This window comes from Aerococcus sp. HMSC23C02 (assembly GCF_001806805.1).
Lineage (GTDB): Bacteria > Bacillota > Bacilli > Lactobacillales > Aerococcaceae > Aerococcus > Aerococcus sanguinicola.
On record NZ_KV786060.1, the window covers coordinates 493,505 to 511,695 of the forward strand.

The 18,191-nt window shown below is 43.5% G+C and carries 11 protein-coding genes; 2 read left to right on the plus strand and 9 right to left on the minus strand.

The genetic code is table 11. From position 1 onward, the window contains the following. Positions 1-376: 376 nt before the first annotated feature. The 5 genes from HMPREF3090_RS08940 to HMPREF3090_RS08960 are packed head-to-tail and all read right to left on the minus strand — an operon-like array spanning position 377 to position 5,377. Complete coding sequence (locus HMPREF3090_RS08940; protein WP_067974239.1) at positions 377-1,141, minus strand: ATP-binding cassette domain-containing protein; 765 nt, start codon at positions 1,139-1,141, stop codon at positions 377-379. After that, positions 1,126-2,022: an ABC transporter ATP-binding protein gene (locus HMPREF3090_RS08945; protein WP_067974234.1), complete on the minus strand. Its 897-nt coding sequence runs from the start codon at positions 2,020-2,022 to the stop codon at positions 1,126-1,128. The genes HMPREF3090_RS08940 and HMPREF3090_RS08945 overlap by 16 nt, the downstream gene beginning before the upstream one ends. A 1-nt stretch (position 2,023) precedes the next feature. Continuing rightward, positions 2,024-2,851: an ABC transporter permease gene (locus tag HMPREF3090_RS08950; RefSeq protein ID WP_101603587.1), complete on the minus strand. Its 828-nt coding sequence runs from the start codon at positions 2,849-2,851 to the stop codon at positions 2,024-2,026. Then, positions 2,848-3,807, minus strand: a complete 960-nt coding sequence (locus tag HMPREF3090_RS08955; RefSeq protein ID WP_067974232.1) for an ABC transporter permease — start codon at positions 3,805-3,807, stop codon at positions 2,848-2,850. The genes HMPREF3090_RS08950 and HMPREF3090_RS08955 overlap by 4 nt, the downstream gene beginning before the upstream one ends. Next, positions 3,800-5,377 carry an ABC transporter substrate-binding protein gene (locus HMPREF3090_RS08960; protein WP_067974229.1) on the minus strand — a complete coding sequence of 526 codons (1,578 nt, stop codon included), beginning with the start codon at positions 5,375-5,377 and terminating at the stop codon, positions 3,800-3,802. Before HMPREF3090_RS08960 ends, HMPREF3090_RS08955 begins: the two co-directional genes overlap by 8 nt. A 458-nt stretch (positions 5,378-5,835) precedes the next feature. Between HMPREF3090_RS08960 and HMPREF3090_RS08965 the strand changes: the two genes are divergently transcribed. Beyond that, complete coding sequence (locus tag HMPREF3090_RS08965; RefSeq protein ID WP_067974226.1) at positions 5,836-7,590, plus strand: retron Ec67 family RNA-directed DNA polymerase/endonuclease; 1,755 nt, start codon at positions 5,836-5,838, stop codon at positions 7,588-7,590. Between the two features lie 160 nt (positions 7,591-7,750). On the opposite strand, the gene HMPREF3090_RS08970 is transcribed toward HMPREF3090_RS08965, so the two are convergent. The 4 genes from HMPREF3090_RS08970 to HMPREF3090_RS08985 are packed head-to-tail and all read right to left on the minus strand — an operon-like array spanning position 7,751 to position 14,998. Continuing rightward, entirely contained in the window at positions 7,751-10,726 is a 2,976-nt protein-coding gene (locus tag HMPREF3090_RS08970) for a type III restriction-modification system endonuclease (RefSeq protein WP_067974223.1), read from the minus strand. 10 nt (positions 10,727-10,736) lie between these two features. After that, the gene (locus tag HMPREF3090_RS08975) at positions 10,737-12,611 is read right to left on the minus strand and encodes a site-specific DNA-methyltransferase (protein WP_067974220.1); all 1,875 of its coding nucleotides are present in this window, start codon (positions 12,609-12,611) and stop codon (positions 10,737-10,739) included. A 12-nt stretch (positions 12,612-12,623) separates the two neighbouring features. Further along, positions 12,624-13,775: a hypothetical protein gene (locus HMPREF3090_RS08980; protein WP_070486495.1), complete on the minus strand. Its 1,152-nt coding sequence runs from the start codon at positions 13,773-13,775 to the stop codon at positions 12,624-12,626. 29 nt (positions 13,776-13,804) lie between these two features. Next, positions 13,805-14,998 (minus strand): AlbA family DNA-binding domain-containing protein, encoded by a 1,194-nt coding sequence (locus HMPREF3090_RS08985; protein WP_067974213.1) that lies wholly within the window; start codon positions 14,996-14,998, stop codon positions 13,805-13,807. 375 nt (positions 14,999-15,373) lie between these two features. Here HMPREF3090_RS08985 and HMPREF3090_RS08990 point away from each other — a divergent pair, with 375 nt between their 5' ends. Beyond that, positions 15,374-18,079 carry a LamG-like jellyroll fold domain-containing protein gene (locus HMPREF3090_RS08990; protein WP_067974210.1) on the plus strand — a complete coding sequence of 902 codons (2,706 nt, stop codon included), beginning with the start codon at positions 15,374-15,376 and terminating at the stop codon, positions 18,077-18,079. Positions 18,080-18,191: the final 112 nt, after the last annotated feature.

Here is an 18,191-nt window from a genome sequence, read left to right on the forward strand (position 1 = left end):
GGTCTCTCGCCTAGCGTGCTTCAAACGGCTAGTACGGCTACAGCCTACTATCCGTAATTCACAACGCTTGCTTAGTCATGGCTAAGGCCCAACTTCAACGCTCCACTACTGCTCGAATCTATTTGGTATATAAATTCTTCTTTAATTGCTAGTCACTGTACTAAAATAAAGAATCATTATTTTAAAAAATCAGTCCAAACATCAATTCTGATAACTGCTGCGCTCCAAATTCCCAATCTTTTCACAGTCTCACACCCTATACAGTCGGGTTCGGGCTGGTAGCTTTCGTGTCACTTCACAAGTCTTCGTCGCAGTCTTGCAGACTGCTCTGGCGACTTGCTCCAGTGAAGGAAAGCTAACCGCCAGCCCTCACACCCTATACTTTCAGAGACGGAATGGCTGCGAGTAAGTCTCGCGTATAGGCCTCTTGGGGATTTTCAAATAAGGCTTCGGTGGCTTGGACTTCAACCAAGTGGCCTTCCTTCATCACGGCAATCCGGTCTGAGATGACCCGGGCGATGGACAGGTCGTGGGTGATGAAGAGATAGGTCAGTTGGTGATCTTCCTGGAGGTCCATCAAGAGATTGATGATAGAGGCCTGGACGGACACATCCAGGGCCGAGACGGGCTCATCCAGGACGATGAAGTTGGGCTGGTCGGCCAAGGCTCGGGCGATATTGACCCGCTGGAGCTGGCCGCCGGAGAAGGAGCGCGGACGGTGGGTCCACTTGTCCTCGGGAATTCCCACCTGGTTCAGATAAGTCTTGGCTGCTTCCCTAGCTTCTGCCTTGGACTGGCTGCGGAGCAAGGGTTCGGCCACCACATCGAGGACGGAGAGCTGGGGATTCATGGCTGCTAGGTTATTCTGGAAGACGATCTGGGGGCTGAAGTCGGCCTGACTCCCCTCCTGGTCAGGGAAATAATTAATCTGACCAGATGTCGATTTTTCAAAGCCCAACAATAAGCGACCGAGCGTCGACTTGCCGGATCCCGATTCGCCGACCAAACCGAGGACCTCGCCCTGGTAGATATCGATGTTAATCCCTTGATTTGCGAAGTTCGCTTGGCCACTCGTCTTGAAGAAAGACTTGGCTTGGTAGACCTTGTCCAAGTCCCTCACTTCGATTAAGCGTTCGTCCATGTGTCAACACCTCCTAAGACCTTGTGTGCGTCGGAAATAACCCGGAGTTGGCTCTGGGCCTTGTCTGCCTGGCTTAAGTGAACGGGCTGCATCTCGTGGAGGCGTTCCTTGTGCTGGCCGGCTGGGACCGACCGGATCAGTTCCTGGGTATAAGGATGGGCCGGGTGGTCGAAGAGATGGGCCACGGGCGCTTCCTCCACAATTTTCCCGTCATACATGACCTTGACCTCATGGCAGAGCTCGCGGATAACCGCCAAGTCGTGGGAGACAAAGATAATGGTCAGGCCTTCCTCCTGGTTCAATCGCTTGAGGATATCTAGGATCTGGGCCTGGATGGTCACGTCCAGAGCCGTTGTCGGTTCATCCGCAATCAAGATCTGAGGCCGCTTGAGCAGGGCCAGGCAGATCATGATCCGCTGAATCATCCCACCCGACAGCTCATGGGGGTAGAGGTCCAGGACCTGGCGTCCCTTGGCAATCCCCACCTTATCCAAATAATCCAGCATCAAGTCTTGCCGGCCAGCCTGGTCCAAGTCGTAGAAGCGCTCAATGACTTCATTCAGATGGTAGGCGACGGTCCGCAGGGAGTTCAGAGAAGACAGGGGATCTTGGAAGATCATACTGAAGGGCAAAGGATCGCCTTCTGCTAGAACTTGCCCCTGCCAGCGAATCTCCCCTTGGCTCACGGACACCCGCTGGGGCAAAAGCTGCATCACGGCCTTCATCAGCATGGTTTTCCCCGAACCTGATTCGCCGACCAGGCCCGTAATCCGTCCCTGGCTAAAGCTGGTCGACACCCGGTGGATCAATTCCTGGTCGGGCTTAAAGCGGGGCTGGCTCACGACGGTTAATTCTTGAATTTCTAATGCTTCATTGGCCATATTATCGCTCCTCCAAGTCATAACTATCACGGATTAAATTGCCCAGACCATTAAAGGACACAATGGTTAAGATAATCAAGAGACCCGGCAGGATGGCCATGTAAGGGGCCAGCTGCAGGTAGGACTGGGCATTCTGCAAGAGGGACCCCCAGGATGACTGCGGGGGCTGGATGCCAAGACCCAGGAAGGACAGGGTCGACTCCATCATAATGGCCGAAGCCACCACCGAAGTTGCCCCTACAATAATGGTCGGGAAGACCTGGGGCAGGATATGGCGGCGGATAATGGTCAAGGGCTTAAAGCCTAGGAATTGGGCGTACTTAACATAGTCCCGCTCCTTGAGCGACAGACTCTCCGCCCGAACCAAGCGGGCAATAGACATCCAGGTAAAGAAAGAAATAATAATGATAATGGTCAAGAGCCCCGGCTTCAAGAGGGCGGCCAAGACCGTGGTCAAAACCAAAGAAGGTACAGACGAAATCAGGTCAATCAAGCGCATCAAGACCGCGTCCAGGGTCCCGCCAATATAGGCCGAAAGAAAACCGATCAAACTCCCAATCAAAGTCGCCATAACCATGCTGGCTAGGCCAACCAAGAGAGAGACCCGGGCCCCGTAGAGGATCCGGCTAAAATAATCCCGGCCCAATTCGTCCGTTCCGAAGGGGTGGGCCCACTGGGGAGCCTGCAAGCGGTTGGGAATATCCGTCGCCACCGGGTCAAAGGGAAAGAGCGGGGCGAGCAGGGCCAAAATGCCCAAGACTAAAAGAAAAATCACAAATAGCCAGTAATAGGGTTTGAGCCTTAACATACGTTGAATCTTTGCGATCATGAATTTACCTCCAATCTAATCCGTGGGTCCACCTTGTAGTACAAGAGGTCCGCCAAGAGGTTGCCGAGGATAGTCAGGCTAGCGGTCAAGAGAAGGACAGCCATAACAACCGGATAGTCCAACTGCTTGGCCCCTTCCACAAAGTAAGAGCCCACGCCTGGCCATTGGAAGATCGACTCCGTCACCACCGCCCCTGTCACTAAAGAAGGCAGAGACTGGCCGAGGAGGGTCACCAAGGGCAGGAGGACATTCCGACTCACATGGTGGAAGAAAATCTCCCGCTTGGAAGCCCCTAGTGACCGCTGGACCGTGATGTAGTTGGCGTCCACTTGACTCAGAGCCGCCGAGCGCACATAGCGGGTCAAGTTAGGCGTCACCGCCACAATCAGGACCCCGCCCGGCAAGATGGCATGGTGGAGGAGATTCAAGAGGTCCCCCTCTGACCCCAGACTATACATGCCCGTGGTTGGGAAGAGCGGCCACTTGAGGGAGAAGAAGTAAATGACCAAGAGTCCCAACCAGAACGTCGGCACAGCCAAGCCCAGAGAAGCCAGTAAGTCCACCGCCCGGTCCCCTGCCTGGTCCTTGTTGGCACCCGCGAAGAGGCCGGAGAAGAAAGCGATCAGAGAGCCAATGGCATAGGCCGGCAGCATCAGAATCAAGGTATTGGGAATCCGTTCCGTCAGCTGGCTAGCAATCTCCTGCTGGTTAATCAGGGAGTAACCGAAGTCGCCTTGGAGGACATTTTTGAGCCAGGTCAAGTATTGGATGATGAAGGGATCATTGAGCCCATTCTGCTCGCGGATAATCTCGACCTGGGCCTCGGTCATATTGGGCGTCGTGATCGCATCAATGGCATCAAAAGGCGCCAGGTAAATCAAGGCAAAAACAATCAAACTAATCAGTAAGAGTAAGGGAATCGCCTGTAGGATTCGTTTCAGTGCATACTTAATCATGAGAACCCTCCTTTGTCGTCTGGATCTCGAGCTGGGACGCGTCGCCGAATTGGTAGATAGGGACCAGGTTCGCCTCTTCCACCCCACCGATCCGCTTGTTCACCGCCATAATCTTCTTATTATCCACATAAGGGTAGAAGATGGCATTGGACATCACTTCCGACTGAGCCTGGTTGTAGATCTCCTTGCGGCGGTCAGGGTCTACTTCCACCTCTCCCGCCTGGAAGAGGCGGTCAGCTTCAGGGGTCGAGAATTTGAAGTAGTTCTTAGACCCGCCAGAAGTATAGAAAGGCGCATAGGCAGAGGGATCCAGCCCCATGATATAGCCCCCAATAAAGAGCTCATAATCCGTACTCTCAGGATCGTGGTTAGCCGCAGACAGGGCCGCAGAATCCATGGGCTTGAGCTCGGTTTCAATGCCCAGCTTGCCCAATTGTTCTTGGACCATGGTCACAATGGTCTGCTCCAGCTGGCTCTCGCCATTGTAAGCCAAGCGGACGAGGGGATCTTCAACTCCCGACTGGTCCAGGTAGGCCTTGGCCTTATCCAGGTCGGTATGGTACTTGTCAATCTCCTCATAATAATAAGGATTGGACGGCGGCAGGATGGAATGGGCAGAGCTGTAGTAAGCCTCATCGAAATAAGCTGCCTGGTTGATCTCTTCGCGGTCCAAGGCATAGAAGATAGCCTTGCGGAAGTCCTCATTATCGATGGTATTGGTATTAAAGCCAATATAGCCCACCCGACCTTCCGAATAAGGGTAGAGGGCGATATCGTCGGAATCAAGAGCGAGCACATCCAGGGGTTCCAAGAGGCTGGCGTCGATCTCCCCACTCAAGAGAGCCGCCTTGGTGGTCTGGGCATTCTTGATAATCTGGAAGATGACCTTGTCAATATTGGCCTTGCCCTTGTAGTAGTGGGGATTGGCCTTAAAACGGAAATCCTGACCCTGATCATAAGAGACTAATTGGTAAGGGCCACTGCCCACCGGATCAACGCCCTTGATCTGGTTGCCGGAAAAATCCTCCACATCCTGGTAGACATGCTTGGGCAAGATATAATTCTCAAAGACAATATTATTCACCAAGGCACCAGAAGACTGAGGCGCCACAAAGCGCACCGTCCGCCCATCCACTTGTTCAATCTGGATAGGCTTGCCACCCACCATAAACTTATCGGCCTGGCCGTTAGCAGGATCCAACATCGTCTCATAGGTAAAGACCACATCCTCCGCCGTCACCGGTTTCCCGTCCGAGAACTTGGCATCCGGGCGCAGGGTCACCGTCACCGTCTTCCCGTCCTCAGACTGGTCGACCGACTCCGCCAATTCCATCTCCAAGTTCCCCTCCGCATCCATCCGGGCCAAGGGCGAGAAGATCATATTGGTCACCGTCAAGCCCCAGCGGTCGGACGTTGACAGAGGATTCATGGAGATTGGATCCCCCGCAATCGCATAAATAAAGGTATCCTCGCGGCGGTTAGCCTGGCTCGAATCATTCACCCGGGCCGAACAAGCCCCAATCAACCCCAGCGTCAGCACAAGAGATACAACAGCAAGAAACTTTCTCATAACGAACCTCCTCATCGTCGCAGAAATCACAGCAGCAACTTCGCCCACAAACAGCGGCCAAATCACTTACAATTTGTTAGCTATCTTATTATAAAAGATCGCCCTGACAGAGGCAAACAAAACCACTTATAAATAATAAGTTATTTCCGGTCAAGGGTGGTTGGAAATGGGGGTGGGGGAGATTTTAACGTCAAAAAAAGCAAGCTGGTAGGGCTTGCTTGGTTAATAACAGTGCCTAGAATTTTAAAAAAAGGTTTCCTGCAATCTGATAAATTATGCCTTTATATTTATGATATAATATTTCAAGTGCATGATATGAATTTGTTTTGGTGCGTGATTCGCGTATCTTTTTGCTGATGTAGGCAGGCCTAGTCTGCGTACACTCATTTAGTCAATATCGACTATCGACATATCGTTCTAATGAGATATCATGCACTTATTTTTATTAAGGATTAGATATGAACTTACAAATTAATAATTTTACAACAAGAACTGAATTAGCTAATTTACTTGAAATTGAATTACAAATATTAACACGCTTACTCTACTCTCCCACCCAAAATGTTAATACCCAATATCATACCTTTGAGTTAGAGAAAAAAAGGGGTGGCGCTACAAGAACAATTGCTGCTCCAAACGATTCTTTAAAAATAGTTCTAAGGAAATTAAATGATCTTCTTAGCCAATATTATTTAAAGGCATTCGCTTTTAGAGAAGCTGAAAAGCAAATTTCACATGGTTTCGTGAGAAAAAAGAATATTTTTACGAATGCTTCTCAACATAGAAATAAAAAATATATTCTTAATATAGACTTAGAAGACTATTTTGATCATTTCCATTTTGGTAGAGTAAGAGGTTTTTTTGAAAAGGATAAGCGATTCAATCTTTCTAAGGAAATGGCAACTGTTTTAGCACAATTAACTTGCTATAAAAAAGTTTTGCCACAGGGCGCTCCTACTTCTCCTACAATCGCAAATATGATTACTGCAATACTTGATCGCCGCATATTATCCTTATGTCAAAAATATAAATTAAAGTATACCCGCTATGCAGATGACCTAACCTTTTCAACAAACGATAATACTTTCAGTGATAAATATGGTGAATTTTTGATTGAATTAGATCGAATCGTCAAAGCTTGTGGGCACGAAATTAATCAAGACAAGACACATTTTCTTACCTATAATAATAGGCAGACAATAACTGGACTTTCTGTTAACAAAATAGTAAATGTCCCTAGAACTTATAGTTCTAAAACTCGTGCAATGGCCCATAATTTATACACTAAAGGGGAATATTTCATAGGCGATAATGTCTATAATATTAACGAGAATGAAAAAACCTTAGAGATCCTAACTGGTAGATTTAATTTTTCGAATTGGATTGATAATCTTAAATTACAAAATAATCAATTTGCACAAAATAACAAGTCTTTAAGAACTTATTCGAAACGAGAAAAAGATTTCTCTAAATTTCTATTTTATAAAACATTCTATGTCAACGCTACACCCTTATTAATTACTGAAGGTAAGACTGATTTTTCATATATTGACTCAGCATACAAATCTTTACTACCTCGGGATATTGAAGTAGTCAATAAATTCGACTATAAACTGTTTAAAAAGAACAATTCAATAACTACATATTTTTTGAATTCAAAGAGTGATAATAAAACAGGCGAAGGCGGAGATGAGATTTCTAAACTCTTTTTCCAATATACTTCGCAGATAACTTTTGGAAAAGGAATAGTAGAGGACTGCGAAATTAATATAGGATTATCTAAGGTGTCTCCTCATTTTTATCATTATTTTCGAAAATACGGTCATCCCTTCAACCATCATCCAGTAGTTATTCTCTTAGATAATGAGAACAGTAGCAATAAACCTTTAAAAAAATTCTTAAAAGCCATTTACACGGGTGGTAATTATCAACCCCCCTATGAATTATTACAATCTACTAATTTTTTACATTTAGTCGGAAATCTATATCTGACAACCATTCCTAGTCCCCAAAAGAATCCTAATGCTTTTGAAATTGAAGATTTATTTACGGAGGAAGATAAAAAACGTTTATCCTTTTCTAGGGATCGAAAGGCTCCTTTTTCAGAAGCTGTAGAAGAAAATAGAGAGACTATAAATTTCGATAACTTCATTAAGTTATTTAAAATATTAGATGATATCAAACAGCATTATTTAACATTTGAGAGTTACTAATACTAAAGCAAGTCTCAAATAACTTACAAAAAATAAGAACCGTACGAACACCTCTCGTTAGAGATCATTTGAACGGTTCTTATTTTTTATTATCAGTATGTAAAGATCATCTGTGATGTAAGTAAAAGACAATCTAAAATCGCTATATTTAAGAGTCTAATTAATAAACATCCCGCAAATTCGTAGACACCTTAAAGGCTAAACCTGAATCGATCGCATCAAAATGCTTGCGACCACACTTAATCTTAGCTTGTTCGGTTGACCGCAACTGAGTAGTGTCAGTTGTTCCCTTGGTTTCAACTACAAAGTACAGTTTATCTTCTTTATCCTGCTCTATCAAGACTGCCCAATCGGGATTGTAGTTGCCCAGTGGTGTCGGAACTTTGAAGTTACTTGGCAATTTGATGTAGCACTTCACATTTCTATCATGCTCACATTCCACGGCAAAATTGCGCTCTGTCTCTGAATCATAAACAACATAATTATAAGGATAGCGATCATCGTGCACTTCCAATGTATTATCGGCGTATTGGTCGATTTCATCTGCTTCTAGCAAGCTTTGATCGTAGGTCTCGCCTATTTTTTCATATTTAATGCCATCGACCATTACTACTCGCTTATGAGCGTTAATGATACGTGCTACTTCTGTCATATATTCCTGAGGGTTCCGCTTGAAATCACGCAAGGTATCACTTTTCTTAAGGATCTTAATAATCGTTTGCCGCGTCAACCGTGTTTCATTCTGAAGATAAGTCAAAATATCAGGGACTTCTGTGTACACCTTGTCTACGCTAGAATAAGCCCCTGATTCTTCTTCAACGAAATCAATTCCTGCTTCAGCAATGCCAACTTGAGCTTTCGAATAGTCGATTCGGCGACGTTTCACTTGTAACTCAAGCGATAATTCATTGGATACTTCTTCAATGAAACGTTTGGAATCAAATGAAATAGAATAACGTGTTTTCTCATTAATGCGTTCCCACAAATCGAGGAAGGGGCCTGTTAGTGCTTGCTTATTCAGTTTAACAGAAACTCGTGTTCGCCGGTCTTTAATTTCAACCTTATCAGAATGGAACTTCTCTTCAATGGCCTGAATAATTCGATTAGACATGCCTAGAGCTAATTGGGCAATTTCTTCTGGAACCTTGAAACTTTGGTCCTTAAGATCTTGGGCTAATTTCTCTGTTCCTTTGCGTTTCTTATCGATGTAACCCTCATCTTGCATATACTGGACGAGGAGTCGAGATTTTTCTAGTCCTAAAGCGCTCTTAGTTCCGTCAGCACGCTCTCCCACAATTAAAGAAGAGAAAATATTATCGGTAAAGAGACCGAATTGAACCCCTTCGCTTTCATATTCTTGCTGCAAATCAGTAGCAAACTGCTGGTAGCTTTCATTAGCCATTACAGTAAGAACATTGGTCTCAAAACCTGGTACGCGTTCACCTTCTTGGTTGACTGCAATCCGTAAACCGCGACCAATCTTTTGCCGTTTTGTCAATGTATCTTTAGTTTCCACTAAAGTACAAATTTGAAAGACATTTGGATTATCCCAGCCTTCCTTCAAAGCTGAGTGCGAGAAGATAAAGCGTAATTTATTTGCACGCTTTGTATTCCCTTTTTCTTCATCGTAGAAGGTGAGTAGATCTTCCTTATCTTTCATGATAATTTGATAGGCAGATTCATCTGCTTTAGAGGTCCCTGTTGTGTTCTTAATCTTTTGCTTACTATCCACCGCAAAGTAACCATCATGAACCTCTTCTACTGGCACTTCACGATCTCTCAAGCTCTGGTACTTCTCTCTTTTAATCAGAGCTTGGTACTCTTCTTCAAAAATTCGGGCATATTCTCCCTTAATCGCTTCATTGTTCTCATCATACTGACGATACTTATCTACCTGGTCAATAAAGAAGAGGCTTAGAACTTTAATTCCCTTTGGATTTAATTTTAATTCTTTATCGAGGTGTTCTTCGATGGTCTTCTGGATCTGAGCCCGCTTAAGCAACCGGTCATCTCGCTCAGCTTCAGATAGTCGATAGATTTCCTTTCCGCCAGATAATTCGATATATTCATTACCTGGTTCTGCTGAAATTTCTCGTACAAAACCGAGTGACTCATAGGGCTCTAGGCGTTTAGACTTGAGGTAGAGGTCGTCATCTTGCTTGAGTTTAACATTCTGCTTACGCTCAACACCGTTCTTGGTCCGCACATTCATTTCTACTGTGGCACTAATTGTCTTCTTCGTTGCCTTGATGTCGACTAGTTTAAAATAAGCTTCATTTGGATCGATATCTTCGCTAAAACCAGCGACCTCTATTTGTTTAACCAATTCTTTTTGGTAGGCTTCCACAGGGCCTAGTTTGTAAAGCAAAGGAAACTCTTGCTTGTGAGTGGCTGAAAAACGAAAGGTAACAGAAGGATTCAGAGCGGCAATCGCCTCCTTAGCATTTTCCGTATTATCCACACTTTGGGGCTCATCAATAATAACAACTGGATTGGTCTCTGCAATCAGATCAATTGGACGGATTCCATTCATACTATCCATATCGTCTCGATAGATAATATTTAGATTATCAGTCGCCTTTCCGCGCTTAGAGAAGGACTGGATATTAATCACCATAATCTCTACCGTCTCATTTCGAGCGAATCCATCTACATTCTCTAATTTACTTGAATCATACATGAAAGCGCGGTAGACCATCCCATTCATTGTCTTCTTGAAGGTCTCACGTGTCATCTCAATTGACTTAAAGACCCCCTCCTTTATCGCAATAGAAGGGACGACAATAATAAACTTAGTAAAGCCATATTTCTGATTCATTTCTAGGATAGACTTCAAATAGACAAAGGTCTTCCCCGTCCCTGTTTCCATTTCAATATTAAACTGAGGATAGCCAGCAGGTAGGTGTTCTGTTAGAGGAAGCTGGTTGGCAATCTGGACTTGTTGCACGTTATCAAGCAAACGATTAGGATTAAAAATAATCTGATTGCTAACCCCATATTCATTTAAAAGATGGTATTGAGCATAGCTTCCCCCAATCGTAAAGTTTGATTGCCGAGCCTTGTGCCCATCAAAAACATGAAGAATGGAATCAATCGCCTGTCCTTGGTAGTCCAAGTCTTCAAATTGAATTTTCATGTTCTACCTCCTAAATCGTTTGAATAGCTTCTTCGGCGAAATCCGCATCAACCAAGGCTTGGATGACGTTCAACTTCATCGCATCGTTACCTTTAAAGCCTTTATCTTTAAACACAACACCTGAAATTAGCTGTGAATCATAATCATCTCGCTTAGTAATAATCCCTTCAGCTACAGCCAAATCGATCCCATGAGCTAAGCAGATAAACTGTGATCCATAAGCAATGTCATAAACTATCTTACCCTCAATTTCAAAAGTAGTTATAGGTAAAATCAACTCCAAGCCATTCTTCAACATGATTTCGTAGACAATATCTAATTCAGATCGTCCCTCTACAAAAACATCTTCAAATAAATTTACCTTGTCATTTTCTAAATCCTCAAAATCTGGATTCCATTCTTGAATGTTGGACTTATCGAGTTGAAAGTATTTGAAACCAATATCCAAAGTGTCAGCTAGTTCTGGATTTTCATCAATTATCTTGTCACCAGCGCGGCGGATACGTTCAACAGCTATATCAGTAAGATTTCGATAGCCATCCTTATAGGCAGTCGAGGATTCCTCAAGAACTTCAGGCAATTGCACCATAATATATTTACGACTCCCACTATCTTCAGCATTTTTCTTCATTACAGCTTCTGCCGTCGTCGCAGAACCAGCAAAGAAATCTAGAACAATTGAATCAGGTTCAGAATATAGTTCAATGCAACGTTTAATTAAATCAACTGGTTTAGGGTAGTCAAAATATGCTTTCCCATCCATCAAGTTTCTCAAATATTTAGTTGCACTTTGAGAGTGTCCAACATCATCATATTTCCAAATAGTCATAGGAGTTACGCCTGATTTAACTTCCGAAAGAAATCTTTTATATGCTGGGACATTATTGCCATCCTTACCAAACCAAACTCGATTGTCACTCAATAACTCATTAAACCGTTCTTTAGAGAAACGCCATGAATAGCCATTAGGAGGTAAAACTACTCTCCCCGATGGTGTTGTAATTTCATAAATATTCTTTTCAACTGCTGGTCCAACCGTGAAATTGTCTGGTTTATAAATCCCTCTTGGATCATTATCAGGATTTATATAGCTATCAATTTGCCTGTCTGATCTAGCTATTCCATTTGATTCTAAGCCATCAGTATTCTTTCCATATACTAAAATGAAATCGTGACTTTCAGAAAAGTTTTTCTTTAAATTAACTGGAGCGTAAGCCCTTTCCCAAATCACTTGAGCAAGGAAATTTTTTTCTCCAAATATTTCTGAACAAACTTTTTTTAAATTTGCTACTTCTCCATCATCAATTGATATAAAAATAACTCCGTCTTCAGCTAGAAGATTTCTAGCTAATCGTAAACGTGGATACATCATATTTAACCAATCTGTATGAAAACGACCATTGCTTTCAGAATTAGTAGAAAGTAGATTGCCATCCGAGTCCACTTGCCCTGTCTGCTCAAGGTAGTTTTCTACCCCCTCGCGAAAATCATCCTTATAGACGAAATCTTTTCCGGTGTTGTAAGGTGGATCAATATAAATCACTTTCACCTTACTGTTATAAGATTTTTGCAAGAGTTTTAAAACTTCTAGGTTATCTCCTTCAATATATAAATTTCCAGTATGGTCAAAATCCTTACTCTTGTCAACATTAGGCCGTAATGTCCCCTTAGAAGGAAGCTGTGATCCTAGGATAGATTCACGCTTACCTGGCCAAGTAAAGGAATAGCGTTCCCCTTCATCGTCAATTTCTTCACCTAGAATGGTTTGCAAAGTTTCAAAATCGATCTTTCCACCATCTGTAATAACTTCTGGAAAAAGTTCTTTTAACTTTTCGATATTATTCTGGGTAAGATCCAGCGATCCACTAGGGACTTGGTTTGTCATGTTATAGCTCCTTTAATTATAAAACTTCATTTGTTCTTCTAATTCTGATGAAAGATTTTTATATTCTGAGACAGTTAGCTGAGCTTTCTGAGTAAAGCGCCATTCTCTTATTTTATCAATTTGTTGTCTACTGAGACTAATATTCTCAGTATTATATTTTCTTCTAAAGATTGCCCTCTTTCCCTTATCTGAAACTTCAAATAAAATACGTTGGACTGGATTGAGATTAATAGTTTGAGATAACCCTTTATCTGCTGATAAGAAATAAGCTAGGAATATATTATCAGGAGCAATTCGATCTCTCATCATCATTTCTAAATATCTTATATGTGCTAAATCCCAAGCCATACCTCTAATTTTATTTATTTTATCTTTTGAATTAGGCTGTACTGTCAAAAAATTAGATAGTGTCTTATTATTCCTAATTCCAAATACAGCAATAACGAATTCGTTCTCACCATATATCCTTAAGTTACTCGTAATAAAGTCAATTAATACATCTATTTTCTTATTGTTTGATTTAATTTTAGAATCAAATTTTATTAAAAAGGTTTTTAACAAAAGAATATAAGTATTATGATAATAATTAAGAATCTGATTTAGATTACTAGAATTGTAATTGCTTTTTATTTCATCGTACTTATTTTGTGACTCAAATGATATCCAATCTTGATTTCTTTCATAGGCATCTTGTAAGCTATCATCATGTACGGGATCAAATGAATCTGCCGTATTAAAAGCCTCGATATGTTTATATAATATTTCATCTTCAAAATAATAATTATTAAGAGTATTTTCTAATACATATGGATTAAAGTCCAATCTCATATTATTTTTCTTTGCCAATGCTATCATTGATAATAAGTCAGAATTTTCATTTTCTTTCACGAAGCAATTTTTTAAATCGCCAAGCACATTCGAATCTAAAGATAGTATATAGCTACTTTTGACATATTCTTTATCTAATATTTTTTTATTTATAAAGAACGTTTTAGGAAAATCCATTATACTATTGATCATATATTTTCCAGTAGACCGTCCATTTGACAAAGAGGAATTTTGGTGTTTGTCAGTGTAGTCGAATAATATAAGCTCTTCATTTATAAGTACAGAACTGAGAATATCCTCAAGTGGAGCTGTTAATAAAAAAGATATTTCATTCATATATTTCTCCTTTGTTTTTCTCTGCAACCTTAAGACTTTTGTCTCATATAACTATTTATCAGTCTCCCTAAATTGTTCTGCTCTTTATAGTCTTTAGCTAGTCTATACTCTGTATCAGGATTCCAAATATCAGTTTTTATTCGAGCTTCAACTAATTCAATCTCTTTTTCTGTTGCTTCAATATCACTAGGAAGATTAAAATGTTCTAAAATTTCATTTTCTATCTTTTTCTTTTCTTCAAGATCAGCATATACGACAACTGATTTCATCACTCTATCTTTTTGTTCATGTAAGTAATGGCGATTTAGAGATGATGGACACTTCCAAAGTAGCTCATTCAGATTATACGCTATGCTATTATCGATATAGTATTCATAGCTTAAAAGACCACAATCTCTAGAAATATAATCTGAAATATGCCCTGGTGAAGGACAAACCTGAAGAAAGCGAGTATCATCCATCCAAAAAATCCATTCAGAGTCAATTTCCAAATGATTATATTTAAGACTAGCCATTTCCCAAGAGACATTCAACCTAAGAGCGTTTAAGCTTATAGGTTGAAACTGATCTCTTCCTAATTCATCTCCCAATAAATCAATATAAAAATTTGGATCTAAATTATAGATAAATCTTGCTGGATTTCCATTAAAACTATCGACAAATGTCCAATTATTATAATCTTTTAAAACTTCGTTATAGCGATCTTTAATATCTCTATCTAAATGAAATCTTTTGGCCCATAGTTTTTCAACTATATAATCTGGAGCCGTTCGATCAATCGGCGTATTCGAGCCTTGATTTCGCGAGAATATCTGGCCCGCCCCTATATTCTTCTTTCCCCAACGGCGGTCTTCCAATAAATAAACAGGGGTATGATTAGTATTATATATCGTAATGATGTCACAAATTTTATCTTTGACTTCAATAGAAGACACTTCAATTTCTGGGATATAATTTCCAGATAAAGACAAGCTTCTTAACTGATCAGTGATTTGTTCTGACTGCAATCGATTTTCATCATAGATATCTACTCCAATAACTTCTCTCGAATCATCTTTTATCCCGATAATTATATAACAATCTTCATGATGGACTGTATTGACGAAATTCAAGATATCGATTATTAAATCAATCTTCTTTTCTTTTGTATACCATTGCAATTTATAATCTACTCTATCATTTTCACCATTCGAAATTAAATCGTAAAATTCTGAGACTTCCATCAATACATCCCCTTATTTAAAAATTAGATACTTAATTCTACAGATAGATTCAGTTAATTTACAACATTCTCCAGATCGTTTCTAGAGATAGACTTGGTCATTTAACAATCTTTTACAGATTTTTCTAGAGATTATTGAATTACTCACCTAGACTATAATTTTAAAATCATTCTCATTATAACAAATCCTATTCTAGATAGCATACTTGCAGTTATTTCTCCTTTCAAGAGAAACTCTTCTATAAGATTTGACTAGGCAGCTTAGTTTTATTGTATCTCTCCCTTTACACAAGCCACACAAGACTTTTACATATTCTAAACATCCGCTCGCTATAATTGAGGGTAGTAGTTGATTAATGATACGGAGGTTTAGATTATGAAGAAATTAGCTGTTGGTAAGCATCTTTTATTTTCGTCGGCTGCGCTGTGTGCATTTGTGAGTGCGGGCCAGGTGTCGGTGGCGGCTGCGGAGAATGCTGAAATAAGCCAGCCACAGACGGTTGAGCGGGCGGCTGCTGACCAAGCTGGGATTAAGCTTTCTGACCAGATTGCTCAGGAGGCGCCGCTCAAGACCCAAGAGAACATCTCTTCAGCGACGGATTCCAGGGAGCAGATTGTGGACCAGGATCTGACCTTTGAGCAGGTGGTGACACCGGTTAAGGAGACTGAGATTCCAACGACGGTTGAGGCTGGGGAAGAGCCGGGGGCGCGTTTTTCGCTGGCAATTTTACCGGATACCCAGTTCTATTCCCGCTATGCGACAGAGGCTGAGGGGGACCAATTTAATGCGGCTTATGGGTCGGAACCTTTTGCGGCCCAGACCCAGTGGATTGCGGACCATGCGGATGACTATGGGATTGCGATGACCCTGCACGTGGGGGATGTGGTGGACCAGGCCAATAAGCCCGCCCAGTGGCAGGTGGCCAGCGAAGCCATGGGGATCCTCGAAGCCAACCAGGAGCCTTACCTGATCATTGCCGGCAACCACGATATCGGCGGCCAGCCCCTAGAGAACGGTCAGAGTCCTTACTACGGCTACTATACCGAGGTTTTCCCCGGTGAACGGGCCCAAAAGAACGACACCTTCCAAGGCAGAGGGCCGAACGATGCCCACGAATACCATATCTTCAATGTGGACGACCAAGATTTCTTAGTCCTCGGCCTGTCCTGGGGCGCTGAGGGGGCTGAATTAGACTGGGCCGAAGCGGTTTTAAAAGAAAATCCTGACACTCCTACCATCCTGGTCTCCCACCAATTGATCAATAACGATACGGTAACTTCACAGGCCCTGAAGACCCCATTCGGTGAAGTGATCTGGGACCGGCTCATCGCTCCTTACGACCAGGTCTTCCTGACCTATAACGGCCACCACCACGGGGCTTCCCGGGTCAAGCGAACCAATAATTTTGGCAACCCGGTCTACCAGATTCTGACCGACCAACAGATGGCCTACATGGGCGGGAACGGCTACATGGCGCTGACGGAGTTCGACCTCACCAACGGCAAGATCCACCAGACCACCTTCTCCCCTTGGGTGCCTACTAAGGACAAAGAAACCCTCAATGGCTATGACCAAGTCTTCCTCACCGACGACGGGGCTAGCTTTACTTTCGACCTTGACTTCAAGGGGCGTTTCCCTAACTTGGTGGTTGGCCAGCCCGACGATCCGTCCTATTCCAGCCAGCTGCGGACTTACTACAGCGAAACCTACCAAGCCCCTCAAGCCGTTGAACAAGAGCGTCCGACTTCGGAAGAAGACTATCCTGTCGTGGAAGGCACCGTGGCCCACTGGCGGATTTCCGGTGAAGATGGGCAAGCAGTTGGCGTGGGCGAGGCTTTAGTTGACATCACTAATCCTGCCAATAACTTCTACCGGGCCCCACTCAACGAAGGCAATATCGAAGGTGCTGTCCTAGAAGATGTGACCTGGTCCAGCGACCACCATCCCCTATCCTCTAATGCCGGTTCCATCCGCTTCAAGAATGACCACCGACCAACGGCAGACGAGCCCAACCACCGGGCCTCCTACTTCCGCACCAAGGACGGGGCACCCATCAACCTGGAAAACTTTGAAAACGGCTATACCTTCGAAAGCTTCATCAAATTCGATCCCGAATACAATCCAGATGGGGTTAACGATTGGATGCAGTGGCTTGTACGCGAAGGTCAGCGCCAAAACATTCCAGGTTATGTAGGAACCGAGGGCGAGGAACCCCCATTCGCCTGGGCCTTCTCCAACCTGAGCGAAGTCCAATTCTCCTTCGTCGACCAACAGAGCCCTGAAGCGACAGAAGGCTCGGCCTGGTCTGGGGAAATTGTCGACCTGAGCGACTGGTATCACCTGGCTGTGGTCAACGATCCTGAAGCCAAGACTTTGACTATGTATGTCAACGGCGTTCCCGTTCTCCGCAATGCCACAGACACCGTCGGCCTAGCTGACGACAAGGGCCAACCCTGGCGTCTAGGTGGGTCTTTCTACGGCGGCCAAGGCGAGCACGGCTTCATCGGTTGGATTGGGGAAACCCGCCTGGTCGACCGGCCCCTCCAAGCGAAAGATTGGTTAACCGCTCGGGCCGCCCAGCCAGAAACGACGCCAACAGGAACAGGCGGGTCAACGGGAACTGGGTCGACCTCAAACCCAACCAAGACCGACCGACCAAGACCTAAACCAGGTTCAGAAGTCAAACCAGGCACTAGCACCAAGCCTGGCTCAACTAGCGAAGTTGACCAAAATGAAGCTCCGGCGACTCCAACCAGCACTGATAGTCAAGCAGACCAAGGCCAGGAAGTCGGCCAAATTGATCCTGGTCAGACAGCTGCCCAAGCTAGCCAACAAGCGACTAGCTCAAAGAGCGATAAAGCGCAAGCTGGGCAAGCTAAGCCATCTGCAGGTCGACAAGAATCCATCAAAGAATCTGCGGCTGTCAAAGATCCAGCTAAGACTAAAGAAGGTTCACGCTCGCTTGCTTCGAAGAAAGCAGCTTCTACCCTTCCGAAAACTGGCGCTAGTGCAGGCGCACTCGGCTTTGGACTAAGTCTAGTTGCCCTGGGCTCTGCTTTTAGCTTTAAGAAACGTAGATAGGACATTGCAAGTCGAAAAATAATTAGCATTGTTGAGCATCCGTTACGCTTTTGAATTTGGCCCTTGAAGAGCCATGGAATCGGCTCGAGCCAAGGTCTCTCGCCTAGCGAGC